20 protein-coding genes are annotated in these 15,638 nt (G+C 36.6%); 10 read left to right on the forward strand and 10 right to left on the reverse strand.

Annotation, left to right across the window (positions count from 1 at the left end; translation table 11 throughout):
* Positions 1-7 precede the first annotated feature (7 nt).
* A complete protein-coding gene (locus GH741_RS18250) occupies positions 8-757 on the forward strand; it encodes a Cof-type HAD-IIB family hydrolase (RefSeq protein WP_153738200.1) in 750 nt (249 codons plus the stop codon).
* A gap of 201 nt (positions 758-958) precedes the next feature.
* A complete protein-coding gene (gene gndA, locus GH741_RS18255; RefSeq protein ID WP_153738201.1) occupies positions 959-2,380 on the forward strand; it encodes an NADP-dependent phosphogluconate dehydrogenase in 1,422 nt (473 codons plus the stop codon).
* Positions 2,381-2,426: 46 nt separating this feature from the next.
* On the opposite strand, the gene GH741_RS18260 is transcribed toward gndA, so the two are convergent.
* Positions 2,427-3,053, reverse strand: coding sequence for a cyclase family protein (locus GH741_RS18260; RefSeq protein ID WP_153738202.1), 627 nt, complete (start codon positions 3,051-3,053; stop codon positions 2,427-2,429).
* A gap of 21 nt (positions 3,054-3,074) precedes the next feature.
* The gene (gene zwf, locus GH741_RS18265; RefSeq protein ID WP_153738203.1) at positions 3,075-4,562 is read right to left on the reverse strand and encodes a glucose-6-phosphate dehydrogenase; all 1,488 of its coding nucleotides are present in this window, start codon (positions 4,560-4,562) and stop codon (positions 3,075-3,077) included.
* 254 nt (positions 4,563-4,816) lie between these two features.
* On the opposite strand from zwf, the gene GH741_RS18270 reads away from it, so the two are divergent.
* Positions 4,817-5,590 carry a TIGR01457 family HAD-type hydrolase gene (locus GH741_RS18270; protein ID WP_153738204.1) on the forward strand — a complete coding sequence of 258 codons (774 nt, stop codon included), beginning with the start codon at positions 4,817-4,819 and terminating at the stop codon, positions 5,588-5,590.
* Positions 5,591-5,646: 56 nt separating this feature from the next.
* On the opposite strand, the gene GH741_RS18275 is transcribed toward GH741_RS18270, so the two are convergent.
* Positions 5,647-5,757 (reverse strand): anti-repressor SinI family protein, encoded by a 111-nt coding sequence (locus tag GH741_RS18275; RefSeq protein WP_153738205.1) that lies wholly within the window; start codon positions 5,755-5,757, stop codon positions 5,647-5,649.
* A 22-nt stretch (positions 5,758-5,779) separates the two neighbouring features.
* Positions 5,780-6,121 (reverse strand): XRE family transcriptional regulator, encoded by a 342-nt coding sequence (locus GH741_RS18280; RefSeq protein WP_153738206.1) that lies wholly within the window; start codon positions 6,119-6,121, stop codon positions 5,780-5,782.
* Between the two features lie 293 nt (positions 6,122-6,414).
* Between GH741_RS18280 and GH741_RS22520 the strand changes: the two genes are divergently transcribed.
* From GH741_RS22520 to GH741_RS18290, 3 genes are all read left to right on the forward strand, one after another.
* Positions 6,415-7,371, forward strand: a complete 957-nt coding sequence (locus tag GH741_RS22520; protein ID WP_153738207.1) for an LPXTG cell wall anchor domain-containing protein — start codon at positions 6,415-6,417, stop codon at positions 7,369-7,371.
* Positions 7,372-7,538: 167 nt separating this feature from the next.
* Entirely contained in the window at positions 7,539-7,838 is a 300-nt protein-coding gene (locus tag GH741_RS22455) for a DUF5658 family protein (protein WP_420809410.1), read from the forward strand.
* A gap of 16 nt (positions 7,839-7,854) precedes the next feature.
* Positions 7,855-8,073, forward strand: coding sequence for an Sjogren's syndrome/scleroderma autoantigen 1 family protein (locus GH741_RS18290; protein ID WP_153738208.1), 219 nt, complete (start codon positions 7,855-7,857; stop codon positions 8,071-8,073).
* A gap of 14 nt (positions 8,074-8,087) precedes the next feature.
* Here the strand turns inward: GH741_RS18290 and GH741_RS18295 are convergent, their stop codons facing one another.
* Complete coding sequence (locus GH741_RS18295) at positions 8,088-8,996, reverse strand: DMT family transporter (protein ID WP_153738209.1); 909 nt, start codon at positions 8,994-8,996, stop codon at positions 8,088-8,090.
* Positions 8,997-9,164: 168 nt separating this feature from the next.
* Complete coding sequence (locus GH741_RS18300) at positions 9,165-9,629, reverse strand: NUDIX hydrolase (RefSeq protein WP_420809414.1); 465 nt, start codon at positions 9,627-9,629, stop codon at positions 9,165-9,167.
* Positions 9,630-9,871: 242 nt separating this feature from the next.
* On the opposite strand from GH741_RS18300, the gene GH741_RS18305 reads away from it, so the two are divergent.
* Positions 9,872-10,375: a GNAT family N-acetyltransferase gene (locus tag GH741_RS18305; protein WP_153738211.1), complete on the forward strand. Its 504-nt coding sequence runs from the start codon at positions 9,872-9,874 to the stop codon at positions 10,373-10,375.
* Positions 10,376-10,390: 15 nt separating this feature from the next.
* On the opposite strand, the gene GH741_RS18310 is transcribed toward GH741_RS18305, so the two are convergent.
* Positions 10,391-10,618 carry a DUF2164 domain-containing protein gene (locus GH741_RS18310; RefSeq protein WP_153738212.1) on the reverse strand — a complete coding sequence of 76 codons (228 nt, stop codon included), beginning with the start codon at positions 10,616-10,618 and terminating at the stop codon, positions 10,391-10,393.
* A 93-nt stretch (positions 10,619-10,711) separates the two neighbouring features.
* Between GH741_RS18310 and GH741_RS18315 the strand changes: the two genes are divergently transcribed.
* Positions 10,712-10,933 carry a YdbC family protein gene (locus tag GH741_RS18315; protein WP_153738213.1) on the forward strand — a complete coding sequence of 74 codons (222 nt, stop codon included), beginning with the start codon at positions 10,712-10,714 and terminating at the stop codon, positions 10,931-10,933.
* 76 nt (positions 10,934-11,009) lie between these two features.
* On the opposite strand, the gene GH741_RS18320 is transcribed toward GH741_RS18315, so the two are convergent.
* From GH741_RS18320 to GH741_RS18330, 3 genes are all read right to left on the reverse strand, one after another.
* On the reverse strand, positions 11,010-12,479 hold the full coding sequence (locus GH741_RS18320) for a UDP-N-acetylmuramoyl-L-alanyl-D-glutamate--2,6-diaminopimelate ligase (protein ID WP_153738214.1): 1,470 nt from the start codon (positions 12,477-12,479) through the stop codon (positions 11,010-11,012).
* A gap of 186 nt (positions 12,480-12,665) precedes the next feature.
* Positions 12,666-13,673, reverse strand: coding sequence for a rod-share determining protein MreBH (mreBH, locus tag GH741_RS18325; RefSeq protein WP_153738215.1), 1,008 nt, complete (start codon positions 13,671-13,673; stop codon positions 12,666-12,668).
* Positions 13,674-13,944: 271 nt separating this feature from the next.
* Complete coding sequence (locus GH741_RS18330; RefSeq protein ID WP_153738216.1) at positions 13,945-14,076, reverse strand: YflJ family protein; 132 nt, start codon at positions 14,074-14,076, stop codon at positions 13,945-13,947.
* Between the two features lie 165 nt (positions 14,077-14,241).
* On the opposite strand from GH741_RS18330, the gene GH741_RS18335 reads away from it, so the two are divergent.
* Both GH741_RS18335 and GH741_RS18340 read left to right on the forward strand, forming a co-directional pair.
* The gene (locus tag GH741_RS18335) at positions 14,242-14,892 is read left to right on the forward strand and encodes an MOSC domain-containing protein (protein ID WP_153738217.1); all 651 of its coding nucleotides are present in this window, start codon (positions 14,242-14,244) and stop codon (positions 14,890-14,892) included.
* Between the two features lie 61 nt (positions 14,893-14,953).
* On the forward strand, positions 14,954-15,622 hold the full coding sequence (locus GH741_RS18340) for an SOS response-associated peptidase (RefSeq protein ID WP_153738218.1): 669 nt from the start codon (positions 14,954-14,956) through the stop codon (positions 15,620-15,622).
* Positions 15,623-15,638: the final 16 nt, after the last annotated feature.

Below are 15,638 nucleotides of genomic sequence, written 5' to 3' on the forward strand. Positions count from 1 at the left end.
AATTCGAATGAAAATTAATCAAAAAAACCATGATATCCGATTAATTGCTTTAGATATGGATGGAACTTTGTTAGACGCTGATCATAGGGTATCCGATGAAAACAAGAAAGCAATTACCGAAGCGAGGAATAAAGGAGTTGAGGTGATACTCTCAACCGGGAGGCATTATAGTACTTGTAATGAATACGCCAAAGAGTTAGGATTATCGTCTTATTTAATTACTGTCAATGGAAGTGAAATATGGACCGCATCGGGCGAATTAGTAGATCGTCAATTGTTAGATCTCTCATTAATTCAGTTGCTTGTTGACCTACATAAAAAGCATAATACGTCAGTGTGGATGATCTCTACCGAAAAGGTCTGGAGGGGAGAAGTACCAGATAACCTAGATGCTCACCAATGGCTAAAATTCGGTTTTGACATAGAAGATGAGCAAGTGATGAAATTAGTTATGGATGAGTTGGAAATCAATGAATCTTTTGAACTGAGCAACTCTAGTCTCACTAATATTGAGGTTAATGCAGCTGGAATTAATAAGGCTAGAGCAGTTGAGAAAGTCTGTCATCATTTAGGGATAACTATGGATCAGGTGATGGCGATTGGCGATAGTTTAAATGATATTAAAATGATTGAAGAAGCGGGTTTGGGTATTGCAATGGGTAATGCTCAAACGGATGTGAAAGATGTCGCGGATTGGGTAACAAGTAAACATACAGAGGACGGAGTTGCTAAAGCAATCCGCAATTGGGTGCTTTAGTTCCCGAAGTTTTTTCAACAAAAAAGGTATTTTACTTGCAGGTCACTGTGGCTTGTAATAAATTTATATAGAGAAGATTTCTAAAAATATAGCAAGTTATGTAGATTAGGTAGGAATAGAATACCTTACTCGTGTTGCAGTTATCAATACTAAAACGTATGATGGGTAGAGGAATGAATGAAGAGGGAGCGATAGTTTAATATGGCAAAACAACAACAAATGGGTGTAATTGGTCTAGCGGTAATGGGTAAAAACCTGGCATTAAATATTGAAAGCCGAGGTAATTCGGTTTCTGTATTTAACCGTTCATATGAAAAAACAGAAGATTTCTTAGCTAATGAAGCTGCTGGAAAGAATTTTTTTGGAGCAGAATCAATAGAAGATTTTGTAAATTCACTTGAAAAACCACGTAAAATAATGCTAATGGTTAAAGCAGGTGTTCCAACAGATGCCACAATCGAACAGCTAAGACCGTATTTGGAAAAAGGAGATATCCTAATTGATGGTGGAAATACATTCTACCAAGATACGATGAGACGTAACAAAGAACTAGAAGAATCAGGAATTCACTTCATTGGTACTGGTGTTTCTGGTGGCGAAGAAGGGGCATTAAAAGGACCTTCTATCATGCCTGGTGGTCAAAAGGAAGCATATGATTTAGTTAAGCCAATTTTGGATGCTATTTCGGCTAAGGTAGATGGAGAGCCATGTTCTACCTATATTGGACCAAACGGCGCAGGTCATTATGTAAAGATGGTACATAACGGGATTGAATATGGTGATATGCAATTAATTTCAGAAGCTTACTTTATTATGAAGCATGTCCTAGGTTTTGGTGCCGAAGAGCTTCATGAAGTATTTGCTGAATGGGATAAAGGTGAACTAGACAGTTATTTAATTGAGATTACAGCGGACATTTTCACTAAAAAAGATGAAGAAACAGGAAAGCCAATGGTTGATTTAATCTTGGATACTGCTGCTCAAAAAGGAACTGGAAAATGGACAAGTCAAAGTTCTCTTGATTTAGGAGTTCCTTTGCCAATTATTACTGAATCCGTATTTGCGCGTTTTATTTCAGCAATGAAGGACGAACGGGTGAAAGCAAGTAAGATACTACAAGGTCCTCCTGTTGGAAAAACTGCATATAAAGGGGATAAAGACGAGTTAGTTGAAGCAATTAGACAAGCTCTTTATATGTCTAAGATTTGTTCATATGCTCAAGGGTTTGCACAAATGCGTGCAGCTTCTGATGAATACGATTGGAACCTTCGTTATGGAGATATCGCAATGATTTTCCGTGGTGGATGTATTATTCGTGCTCAATATTTACAAAATATTAAAGAGGCTTACGATCGTGATCCTGGTTTGACGAACTTACTACTTGATCCTTACTTCCAGGATATAGTAGAAAACTATCAGTCATCTTTACGTAAGGTGCTTGCTATTGCAATTGAACGTGGAATACCAGTTCCAGGCTTCTCAAGCGCATTGGCTTATTTTGATAGTTATCGTACTGAAACGTTACCTGCGAATCTTATCCAGGCTCAACGTGACTACTTCGGTGCACACACGTACCAACGTATTGATAAAGAAGGTACATTCCACACAGAGTGGATGAAATAAAAAATAAGCGTCCTGCTCAATTTGAGCGGGACGCTTATTTTTTATGTTAAGAAGGCTGATTATCAAAAAGTATTACCCTTGCAGGTGCTGCTTCAGTTCCAACTAATTTAATTGGTGCAGCAACCATATAATAACTTTTCTCTTCAATTTCTTTTAGGCGAAGACCTTCAACAATAATGATATCGTTGCTAAATAATTTTCTGTGTGTAGGATTCTTTGGCTGACTTCGCTCGATACCGTGGGTGTCAATACCAACTCCGTCAATGCCGGCTTCAATTAAGAAATCAGCACCGTCTTCTTTGAGATAAATAAAGTTAGGATCAAAAGTGTCCTTTTCATGGAATGAATTTTTGGTTTTAAATAGGATAAAATCATCTTGTTTAATATCTAAGCCTTCTAAGTCTGAACGACTAATTCCGTCCTCAACATTAGTTAAATCAAAAACTTTAACTGGGCCTACCAGTCTTTCTAAGGCTATTGTTTCAAATGTATCTGCATCGTTAATCATGTGTAAAGGAGCATCAATATGGGTACCTGTATGAAGGTTGATGTCGATGTTTGTTGTTGTAATATGTTCATTAGTGCTACGAGCAAATTCTGGCTGTGCACCAGACAAATTATCCCATACCGACATTCCTTTGTACACTGACATCGAAATATCATGCATTTTCATACTTATTCCTCCAAGCATAGTTTAATCGTCTCGTGTAACAGACCACCAATGGAAACCATCTTTTTCTAATAAGTCATCTGAATCTTTAGGACCGTTTGATCCAGATTCATAATTTGGAAACTGGTCTGATGATTTATTCTCCCAAGCATTTGAGATAATGTCGACATATTTCCAAGAGAGAGCGACTTCATCCCAATGGGTAAAGTTCGTCGAATCACCTCTCATACAGTCATAAAGCAGCACCTCATATGCTTCTGGTGTATTCATCTTATCGTTACTATTGTTATTATAGCTAAGCTGGATTGGAGTAGATGTACTGCTATAATCTCCTTTTTTGGCATTAAGGTGTAGAGTTACCCCCTCGTCTGGTTGTATGTGAATAACAAGAAGATTAGGATGAATATTTTCACCCTTGTCATAGTATAAGTTCATCGGAAGATCTTTAAATTGTATTACAATTTCAGTGGATTTTTGTTTCATTCGCTTACCTGTGCGTATGTAAAAAGGTACGCCGGCCCATCTGAAATTATCGATCAACAATTTACCTGAAACAAATGTTTCCGTATTAGAATGAGGATCAACGGAGTTGCTATCTCGATAAGCATTTATTTCATTGCCATCGACAGTACCACGGTCATATTGTCCTCGTACGAAATACTTATCGACTTTTTCTTCGGTAATTGATCTTAATGCTCGAAGAACCTTCACTTTTTCACTACGGATTTCATCTGTAGTTAGCTTGATCGGTGGTTCCATCGCAAGCAATGCCATCATTTGCAAGATATGATTTTGTACCATATCTCTGAGTGCCCCAGACGATTCATAATAACGGCCACGATCCTCGACGCCAAGTGTTTCACTGGATGTAATTTGAATGTTAGAGATAAACTGATTGTTCCATAACGGTTCGAATATAGCATTAGCGAAGCGGATCACTTCAATGTTTTGTACCATCTCTTTACCTAAATAATGGTCAATGCGATAAATTTGGTCTTCAGTAAATGCTTGTCTTATTTGATCATTTAACTCTCTAGCCGACTCAAAGTTATGGCCGAATGGCTTTTCAATTACAAGCCTAGACCAACCCTTTGTTGTTGTTAGACCTTCTGATTTTAAGTTTGCAGCTATTGTCCCGAAGAAATTAGGTGCCATCGCTAGATAGAAAATGCGGTTTCCTTCTGTACGGTACTCAACGTCCAAAGTACTTATTAGGTCGTTTAGTCTCTGGTATGACTTTAGATCCGTTACATCAAAAGGGTGATAATGAAAATGAGAAGCAAAAGTATCATGATCGACTTTTTCATCCTCAAAATGATTTACGGATTTTCTTACATTACTACGGAACTCATCATTGGTTAAAGGACGTCTTGCTACACCAATAACCGCAAAGTCTTCCGAAAGTTCTTTGTTTCGGTACAGTCTATAAATGGAGGGATATAATTTTCTGTTTGCTAAGTCACCTGTTGCACCGAAGATAACTATTATTGATTTAGGAGCATTCGTTGTCATTACTTAACTACCTTTCTATATTCGTGATAGGTTTACACATAATATGTAGCATGTTCATTAATAATACAAGAAAACACATGGAAAGAAATTAAATATATGTCTCATTATACAATACCATGATAAGGGACGTTTATAAAATTATTTACTTAATCGTGAACATTTTCACTATTTCATTTTAACAAAATTTCTTATACACTATGTAAAGTGGTATTCCGTTGAACTAAATGTCACGGGGAATATAGGAGGATTTTAATATGAAGAATTATAAAGGATTCTTAATTGATTTAGATGGAACAGTATATCGTGGTACAGAAAAAATAGAAGAGGCAATAACCTTTGTTAAAGAACTAGAACGAAGGAATCTTCCATACTTATTCTTAACAAATAATTCTACCAAACATCCAAGTAAAGTATCCGAAACTTTGGAGGATATGGGGGTACCATCCACCCCTGAGCATGTCTTCACAACAAGTATGGCGACAGCAAAGTATGTTTCGGAAAGGCATCCGGGTGCTAATGTATATCCGATTGGTGAAGAAGGACTTATCACAGCCATTGAAGACGAAGGATTGAATATAGTGGAAACAGGAGCCGATTTTGTTGTAATGGGATTAGACCGAGCAATTACATACGAAAAACTTGCTGGTGGGGCCTTAAACATTCGGAATGGTGCAAGCTTTATTGCAACTAATGGTGATGTAGCCTTACCAACTGAAAGAGGATTTCTACCAGGTGCCGGTTCACTAATTTCAGTTCTATCGGTGACAACAGGAGTGAACCCGAAATTTATTGGTAAACCTGAATCAATTATCGTTGAACAGGCATTAGAAGTACTTGGTACATCCAAGGAAGACACTTTAATGGTAGGAGATAATTATCATACAGATATTTTGGCGGGTTTGAATGCGGGTATTGACTCGCTCCTAGTCCACACAGGAGTTACAACAAAAGAACATTTGAAAGCCATTGATGTAAAGCCGACCTATTCGATAGAGACGCTTGCTGAGTGGGTGTTTGGCCAAGATTAAAAAGAGGGTGTTTCCAAAATACAACTTTTGGAACACTCTCTTTTTTTATTATGAAATTATACTTTTAAGAATTCACGTACGTCATCAATAGTTATACCCATTTCTTTTGCAACAAGTATAAGTGAGATCCATTCCTCATCTAGTTCTTTTGCTTCTTTATCCCCCATCATTATCCCCCTGTAATGGTCTTTAAGATCCTTCTTTCCAATTTTTATACATTATGTAGTCTCGAACCTGAAGAAAATCCTCTTTACTCATTCCTTCATCAATTGATTGCTTTAAAATATCTTCCCATTCCTTATCTATTTTTCTCTTGAAATTAACAGATGGATCTGATTGTTCTCCCATTAAATATTCAATTGATGTATCTAGCCTGACTGCGACCTTTGAAAGGATTTGTAAGGATGGATTTTTTTGTATTCCTCTTTCTATGTAGCTTAAATAGGACTTTGAAACTCCCGCTAAGGAAGCAAGTTTAGTAATAGAGTATCCTTTTATTTTTCTTTGTATTTTCATCCTTTCCCCAATCATGTTCTATCCCCTTACTGTAATTAGTTATGAGTTGAATGCATAGGTCCTCTTCGTTCATTATATAGCACAAAAAGTATTTTAAAAAATACAAAATAGTAAGAAAACAAGAGAAAGGACGAGATAACGAACGAAAAGTGTTCTTAATAAAGTAAAAATGAAGATATTTAAGGTTTTTAATTTTAAAAAGCATCGCATATACTCCATTTAAATAGTTCGTTAAATAGAACGAAACTGCTTCGGAATGTAATTTTACTTAATTTTTTGTTCTTCAAACAGAACGAGGAGGTATTTTAGTGGAATTCAGTAGAGTAAGCAAATGCTTGAAAAGAAGGAATAAAACTAGACTGGCATCAATAGTGTTGATTTTTATGCTCGTTGGTCTAAGTAATCTTGTCCATGTACCAGATTATGTAAGTGCTAGTAATGACCATGGTGATTGGGGAAAGAGTTCTCTTGAATTCGTTGGCCAGGGTTGTGAAAAAGATGGAATCTTTGCATATGTGAAAAATGGTAAGGATTCAGAAAAGATGACAGGAACAGTTGTTTATGAACTCTTCTGGAGTGAAGAAGGTGAACCCAAAAATGGTCAGATTATTCATGAAGGAATTATAAAAGCATTAGGTATGGATGAACAAACGACTCTAACCTATAAGCCTACTGAAATGACAGGAGTTTATATGTTTAAGGCCTATCAAGAAGAAGGGCACCCTGGTACAGGAGAACTTTGGAGTGAAGCAATAAATAGTGGGGATTGTAGCCAAGAAGAACCACCAGTGACAGACCCGCCAGTAGAGCCTCCAGGTGAAGGTGATTCACCAATTGAAGAAGAGCCTCCAGGTGAAGGTGATTCACCAATTGAAGAAGAGCCTCCAGGTGAAGGTGATTCACCAATTGAAGAAGAGCCTCCAGGTGAAGGTGATTCACCAATTGAAGAAGAGCCTCCAGGTGAAGATGATTCACCAATTGAAGAAGAGCAACCGGGTGAAGACGATTCACCGGTTGAAGGTGAGCAGCCAGGTGAAGACGATTCACCAGTTGAAGAGGAACAGTCAGGTGAGGAACCAACAGTTGAGGATAGTACTGACAAGGATGAGCAAGCAGGTAGTGAGGATGACTCTGATTCTATTACTGAAGGAAACAGACTACCTAATACAGCTTCAAATGCATTTAACATAGTGCTTTCTGGATTATTTCTTTTACTAACTGGTTCACTATTTTATTTGATTCAAAGAAGAAAGCTTAACGTTTAAAGAAACTAATGGTAAATAAGGAGCGAAAAATATGAATTTTTTATTTGATCCTGAGGAAATGCCAATTGACTTGTAAAGAAGAGAGCAGAGACCTTGATTGCTGATATAACAATCAAGGTCTCTTTTAAACAAGTATATTCTACTAAAAGCTTTGGAATGGTGATGTTATGTTCAGAGGATTACTTTTATATTTGGCAGTTTTGAATGTATTAGATTGCTTGGTTACATTTTACGGACTAAAAAACACTTACATAACGGAATTTAACCCCATTATGAACAGTTTTTATCAATTTAGTCCATTTTTATTTATTTTAACTAAGTTCGGGCTCTCTATCTTTTTACTCTTAATTTTTGTGAATAAAAAGATACCTAATTCAAATTTACTAACAGGACTAGCTTTTACGGGTTCAATTTTATACACATTTACATTTTTATTGCACGGTTATTGGTTATCTCAAGTATTTTAAAGGAGGAGTAGATACCGTGTATAAAAAAACTTGTCACAACTGTTACCAACCCTCTTTTAGTAGTCGAAAGTCTGGAGAGTGGATCTGTCCAATCTGCCGGACAGATTTAATTACTGTTAAGCTAAGAGATGCAGAATACAAATTTAGTGGTAATTCAACCAAAAATCAAATAAACTTGCAGAAACGCTATTTAAAGCAGGATAAATCAGATTCAAACTTTACAACATATATATAAAAAGCAGCGAAAAACTAGGCGTTTTTTGCTGCTTTTTCTTTGCGATGCATTTTCTTTTTATTGGTAATGGCAACCCCTGTAATAACTAGTAAACCCCCGACGATTTGAACCCAAGTGATTATTTCTCCCAAAAATAGAACTGCGCCAATCATCGTGAAAACGGGAATTAAGTTAAGAAATATCGATGCCTTAGACGGCCCTATTTCGGAAACGCCCTTATTATAAGCCATTAATGCAACGAGTGAAGGAAACACACCTAGATAAAGCAATCCGAGAATAACGGGTGTTGACCAACTAATCGAATCGATCCGTTGATACTCCGTGGCCGATAAAGGGATCAAAATAACTATTGCAACGATGCACATAACTAATAACCCGCCATATAATGGGAATTTCCAAGTATGCTGCTTGATAAATATGGAATAGATGGACCAGGTTAACATTGCACCAAGCATGATTAAGTCACCAGGATTAAAAGATTGAGACAAAATAACCTCCAACGAACCCTTCGTAATAACTGCAAAGACCCCTAATAATGATAAGATAACTCCAATTAACTGGACCTTTGTAAACCTTTCCTTAAAGAGAATAAATCCTAGTAATAGTGCAAAAACAGGGGTAGATGACTCTACTATTGCTGCATTAACAGACGTTGTATAGTTAAGGGCCAAATATACTAATATATTAAATAGAACTAGCCCTGAGATTGCGAGTGATAAAATTGCTTTCCATTCTCTTTTCCATAACTTCTGGTTTCGTTTCCATTCAAAATACCCAAATGGAAGTACCGCGACAAATGCAATCAGATAACGGAATAATGTCAAAGTAATCGGCGGTATTTCCTGGGATACTGGTTTTCCTACTAGCAGATTACCTGCATAAAGCATCATTGCAAATGCTAGTAAAATATATGGATTCCGCATTGAAACCCCTCCCTAATTTAGCCAAGATGTTCTCTATAGTAACATGTTTTTCATTAGGTGACCTATTGGAAAGTGTTTTATTATTAGGAATGGTATGGGGTGTATGGGCAGTAGGATCTTATCCGAGTATGAAAAGAAGCGACAGAAGTCACTCCTATTCATACTCGTTTATTCTAATCTAGCGATAAGCTGATTTGGCCTTACCTTCCATGTTTCATAAGGGACAGACTGAGTAGAATTCATCGCATCTAACGTTCTTGACTTCATATCTGGTCTTGTAATAAATTGGTCAATAGTCGCTTCATTTAAATTAATAAATTTACCATCCTTTATTTCTTCTTTTTGAATGACAAGTTCGCCTTCAATATAATTTGCACAGAATACAACACATAGAATCGAAGAGGTTGCATTGTAATAGATGCCCGAAACACTTATTGGATTGATTTTAATTCCAGTTTCCTCAAAAAACTCTCTTTTAACTGCTTTATCTAGTGGTTCGCCTTCTTCTACTTGTCCACCAGGCAGTTCCCATGTATCTGATCGATTGTGAGTTTTTACAAGCAATACCTGACCTTGTTTATTTGTTACGTAGGCGCAAACCGATACAATATGACGTGGTATATGTTTGTTAATCAAGAACATCCCCTCTCTAATTTTGTGGGTAATTTTTTAAAAAAAGATATCTATGGACGCCCACCAGCTTTAGGATTAGATAATTAAATTAGTAGGTTCTTAGTGTTTATTGATATGATAATGGTAAGACTATTATCTATTCCCAAGTTTAATTGGTAAGTAATGACTACCTATATTTTTTCATATGTTGAAAAAAATAGCTATATATGGGGAGAAATTGTTGTTTGGGTGGGGGTGTCTCTATGGAAAAAATCCTGATTACCAATCGATTGTCTTTTAGAAAGATGCATGAGGGTGATGTTGGTTTTTTGCTGAGAATATTTTCAGATCCAATTGCAATGAAATATTATCCTTCAGTAAAGAATAAAGAAGAGACAGTACGATGGATTAACTGGACGTTAGATAATTATAGGAAGTTCGGAGTTGGTTTGTTTATAGTCGAGGATCGCATCACAGGAGATTTCTTAGGTCAATGTGGTCTTGTTCCTCAAAAGATTGATGGGGAAGTAAAAATGGAGATAGGATACCTATTCGTGCGAGACCATTGGGGGAATGGGTATGCAACTGAAGCGGCAAAGGCATGTAAACACTACGGCTTAGAAAAGTTAAAGGTGCCTACGCTTGTCTCCTTAATCGATCCACTTAACGTTGCATCAATAAAAGTTAGTGAAAAAATTGGAATGGAACGAAAAAGCACGGTGCAACGAAAAGGTAAATTGTTGTGGGTCTACGGCTTAGATGCTTAGGTTGAGTAAGATAACTTATTTTTGTAATTCGAATATTTCCTCAAGCTTACTATTGATGTATGTATGTGCGTCTTCAATCCCAATATTATAAAATAAGGGTGCTAGTTCTTCAGTAAAGAAATCCAGAATCAGAGATGCAGCTAAGTCACCTAATTCTTCATTTCTCTCTCTTTTAAAGTACTCTTTTATTGATTCAATCATAGCTTCCTTATCAACTGATTTTAGATTGAATTTTTGATTCATGGTAAAACTCCTTCGGCGCGGTTAGTAAAATCCTACTATGAGTATAACAGAACATACGTAATGAAATACAAAATGAAGAAAGGGTGTAGGTTGATGGCAGAACTTAAGTATGAAATCATAGAAACTTTAGGTGTTATTTCAGAATCAGCTAAAGGGTGGAAAAAAGAGCTTAATTTGGTTAGCTGGAATGGAAGAGAAGCTAAATATGACTTGAGAGATTGGGCTCCTGATCACGAAAAAATGGGCAAAGGAATTACTTTATCAAATGAAGAGGTTGAAAATTTAACAGCAATATTGCAAAAACTTCAGAACTAGCCTATGGCCAGAGAAAACTATACAAACGTTTGATTAATGAAAAAATGAGGAAGGCCCCCATTGCGAGGGACTTTTTCTATGCATTATATTTGATTAAGCAATGTTCTTTTGCGATTTCCAGGTCGCTATGCGGCACTTTTTCACTACCTACGATTTGATAATCTTCTTGGCCTTTGCCAGCAAAAATTATGATGTCTCCTGGTTCACTTAGATCAATTGCATGGGAGATTGCCTCTTTGCGATTTTCCATCAAAGTGTAGTTATCATGCAACATCCCTTTTTCCATATCCTTTAATATAACAGTGGGATCCTCATGACGAGGATCATTAATTGTTAGCACGACGTAATCAGCTGCTGATGCTTTTTCTGCCATAAACGGACGCTTAAAAGCATCCCTGTCACCACCAGTTCCAACTAAGAAAATCAGCCTGTTATCTTTGAAAGGTAGGACAGTATTAATCGATTTTTCAATAGCATCTGGTGTATGTGCGTAATCAATGTACATGGTTACGGGAGCATCTATTTCGACCTTCTCCATGCGACCGTTGATTGGCTTAAGGTCTTTTAGGGCGTCGACCAATTGTGATACAGGCGTTCCCTTTGCAAATAAGGCTGCCATTGCAGCTAAAATATTATAAACATTAAATTCACCCAGTAAACTCATTCTAATTTCAAATGTACCCTCAGGTGATTCTAAGGTGAATTGTGTTTGGTCTCTTTTGTAAGTTATTTTCTCTGCTCTAAAGTCTGCACCTTCTTGTAATCCATAAGAAATAACCTCAAAAGGTGACCAATAACTATAAATTCTGTACCATGGGTCATCTTGATTTAACACCAAATATTTATCTTGTGTTAAATCTTGCCCCAACTGAGCAAACAGAAGGCCTTTCACATACCCGTATTGTTCCATTGTTTCATGGTAATCCAAATGATCCTGGCTTAGGTTTGTAAAAACAACTACATCAAAGTCGATTCCCCATAACCTTCCTTGTGATAAACCGTGAGAGGAAACCTCCATGATCATATGATCTATATTTTGTTTTACAGCTCGATCCAACAATCTTTGATTAGTTAGCACGTCACAGGTTGTGTTTTCGGTAATTATTTGCTCTCCAGCAATCTCTAATCCAATTGTCCCTGCCAGAGCCGATTTTTCACCAATATTGCCCAAAAGAGAATGGATTAGGTTTGTAACAGTGGTTTTTCCGTTTGTTCCAGTAACACCAATGACGCTTAGTTTCGATGAAGGATAATTGTAATATTTAGCTGCAAGGTGAGCAACTGCTTTAAATGTATCTTTGACTATGATTAATGTAGCTTGGGTTGAATCAACATCCAATTGCTTTTCAGCTACAATCACAGATGCTCCTTTTTCAATTGCCTCTTGATAAAAATCATGTCCATCTACAGTAAAGCCTCGAGTACAAATGAACAAGCTTCCTTGTTTAACTTCACGCGAATCGTTATAAATTCCACTGATTTTCTTTGGTAATACCCCAATTATCTGTTTTATTTTAAAGTAGGAAATTAGTTCGGAAGTATCCATTGTTTAACCTCTCACTGTAATTATTGTGTAGTCTAGTTTGTCCATTTTCTAATTCTGTAGTACTAGAAATTTTTTCTTAATCAACCTCTAGACCGACTAATAATTTAGTATAAAAAAAATAATAACACAGCAACTATTAATCCCAAAAGAAAAGACCTTAACTGATATGGGTTAAGGTCTCTTGTCCTATTTGATAGCTTTTTGAAGCTTGTGAATCATCTTTAATGATCTTCCAGTACCAATTGCTACGGATTCTAGAGGGTGTGGGGCTAGATGAACTGGTACGAATATTTCACTAGCTAGCCATTCTTGCATTCCTTTAAGCAGTGCACCGCCACCAGTTAAAGTGACGCCTCGATCTACAATATCTCCACTTAGTTCTGGGGGACAGCTTTCCAGAGTCGAACGGACAGTATCTAAGATTGCTTCTAAAGATTCTCTGATAGCTTGTTGTATTTGAGTTGAAGTAACTGTGATTGTTTTTGGTAAACCAGTTACTAGGTCTCTTCCTCTTACATCCATTGATTGTTCTTCATGTTCAATCAGTGCATAACCAATCTCTATTTTTATGTTTTCAGCTGTTCGTTCACCAATTAAAATATTAAAATGTTTACGAATATAATGAATGATTTCTTCGTCCATTTTATCTCCACCTGTACGAACAGATTTACAAGATACAACGCCACCAAAGGAGATTATTCCAACTTCGCTTGTTCCTCCCCCAATATCGACAATAACATTCGCGGTAGGCTCGTCAACAGGTAGATCTGCCCCAATTGCAGCTGCAATTGGTTCTTCGATTAAATGGACCTCTTTTGCGCCATAACTCTTAACGGCATTATGGATAGCTCTACGTTCTACTGATGTACTGCCTGAAGGTGTACATACCACAACAGTAGGCTTTCTCATTGATACACCAACTATTTTGCTAACCTTTTTTAAAATTTCCTTTAGCATTTGAGCAGTAATATCATAATCGGCGATTACGCCGTCTTTTAAAGGTCGAATCGGCACGATATTTCTTGGTGTTTTCCCAATCATTTCCTTAGCTTCTTTTCCAACTGCAACCACTTGATTCGTTCTAATATCTATTGCTACTACAGATGGTTCATTTAGTACAATTCCTTTTGATTTTGTATAGACAAGTATATTTGCTGTACCTAGGTCAATACCTATTTCTGCATTTGAAAACATGTGATAGTTTCCTCCATCGATGTGAATTTTTCTATTTATAGCATTTCTCATTTTACCAGACTTTTATGGGGGTAGAGGTATTAGTAAAAAATGGGAAATAATTTGTAGTGTGGAATTCCTTATATTAAAGCGGGCTAAATTCCCGAGGGAATGTTCCTCTAGTATAATGATTTTGTCTTAGTTGACAAATCCTAAAAAAGATCACTAAAGTTTCTAATTCATAAAAAAGCAGGACACTTAAGTTCCTGCTTTAGTAAATTAAATAATAAAATTAGTCTTTTTTTTCATCCAATAGGTTTGCAAGTATGTGCGTTTTATACTTTTCAATTTTGCGTCCTTCTAAATGACGCACACCTATATTTTTTAGTTCCTCTACATACCAACCTTTGCTTCCTACATGCATTCCTATCATCCTTTCCATCTATTGAATATTTCATGCAGAAGCCATTGTAACATTGTGAAAATTTATATGGAAGTCAAAAGTTCAACTTTCCCTCCATATTATATATAATGTGATGTAGGATGTTACATAAAATTTTTCGCAGTGAAAATTAAGGAGGATGATCGGATGAAATGTCAACTGCTCTCTTTAAACATAGGTGTTCCAAAAATTTACTCTTTTAATGGTAAACAATTGCATACTGGCTTTATAAAGGAGTCACAGGATGAATCCATATGGTTGTCAAAAATTGGATTCGAAGGTGATGGACAAGCAGATCAGAAAAATCATGGCGGTGAGGACAAGGCGCTGCTTATGTACAGTTATCATCATTATAATTATTGGGAAAAACGATATAACCGGGAGTTTAATGTCCCTTCCTTTGGTGAGAATGTTACAATAAACCATCTGTCGGAAGACCAAATTCACCTAGGAGATATATTTGCATTGGGTAACGCTATCGTTCAAGTTAGTCAACCGAGAAACCCTTGTTACAAAATCGCAGAGGTTCACCAGTTGAAGGATATTCCCGCTGTAGTAACCGAAACTGGATATAGCGGTTATTATTTTAGAGTTTTACGGGAAGGGTTTGTAACTAACAACGATTACTTGGAACTGATTGAAAAGGATCCAAACGAAATAAGTATTTCATTCGTTCATCAAACTCTTTTTCATCTAAAAGATGATATCGAAAGAATTAATACTATTCTAAAGGTCGAAGCGATTGCAACGTCACTTCGAAAAACGTTAGAAAACCGTTTGGATAAACTTACTGTTTAGCAGTGAAAATCCAAATCATATACTCGTAACGAAAACTTAAAGATTTAAAGGAGTGTCTATAATGTGTGGTCGTTTCACACTAAATGCAAGTGAGTTAGAAATTCTAGATGAATATAACTTAGAAGACACAATCCAATCCCATACACCTAGGTTTAACATAGCTCCAGGTCAAAACATTTTGGCGATTATCCATGATGGAAACAAAAGAAGAGCGGGATTTCTAAAATGGGGGCTTGTTCCATTTTGGGCTAAAGATCCGAAAATCGGCTATAAAATGATTAATGCAAGAAGTGAGACTGCACATGAGAAGCCAAGCTTTAAGAATTTATTAGCAAGTAAACGATGTTTAATTATTGCGGATAGCTTCTATGAATGGCAAAAAAGCGAAAGCGGTAAACAACCAAAACGTATTTCCCTAAACGACAGAAAGCTTTTTACTTTCGCTGGACTATGGGACAAGTGGGAAGGTGACGAACAATCATTGTACACATGCACAATTCTTACCAAGCAAGCCAATGAATTCATGAGCCCGATCCATGATCGGATGCCGGTTATCTTGCCAAAGGAAAAGGAAGATCAATGGATAGAACCAATCAAACGGAATCCAGCAGATGTTCACGAATTTTTGATAAATACATCAATGGAACAGTTAACCTCTTATAACGTAAGTGATATCGTGAACTCCGTTAAAAATGAAGATGAAGCCTGTATCAAACCACTAACATCATAGAAGAACAATAAAACAG

Source organism: Aquibacillus halophilus (genome assembly GCF_009649745.1).
Classification (GTDB): domain Bacteria; phylum Bacillota; class Bacilli; order Bacillales; family Amphibacillaceae; genus Aquibacillus; species Aquibacillus halophilus.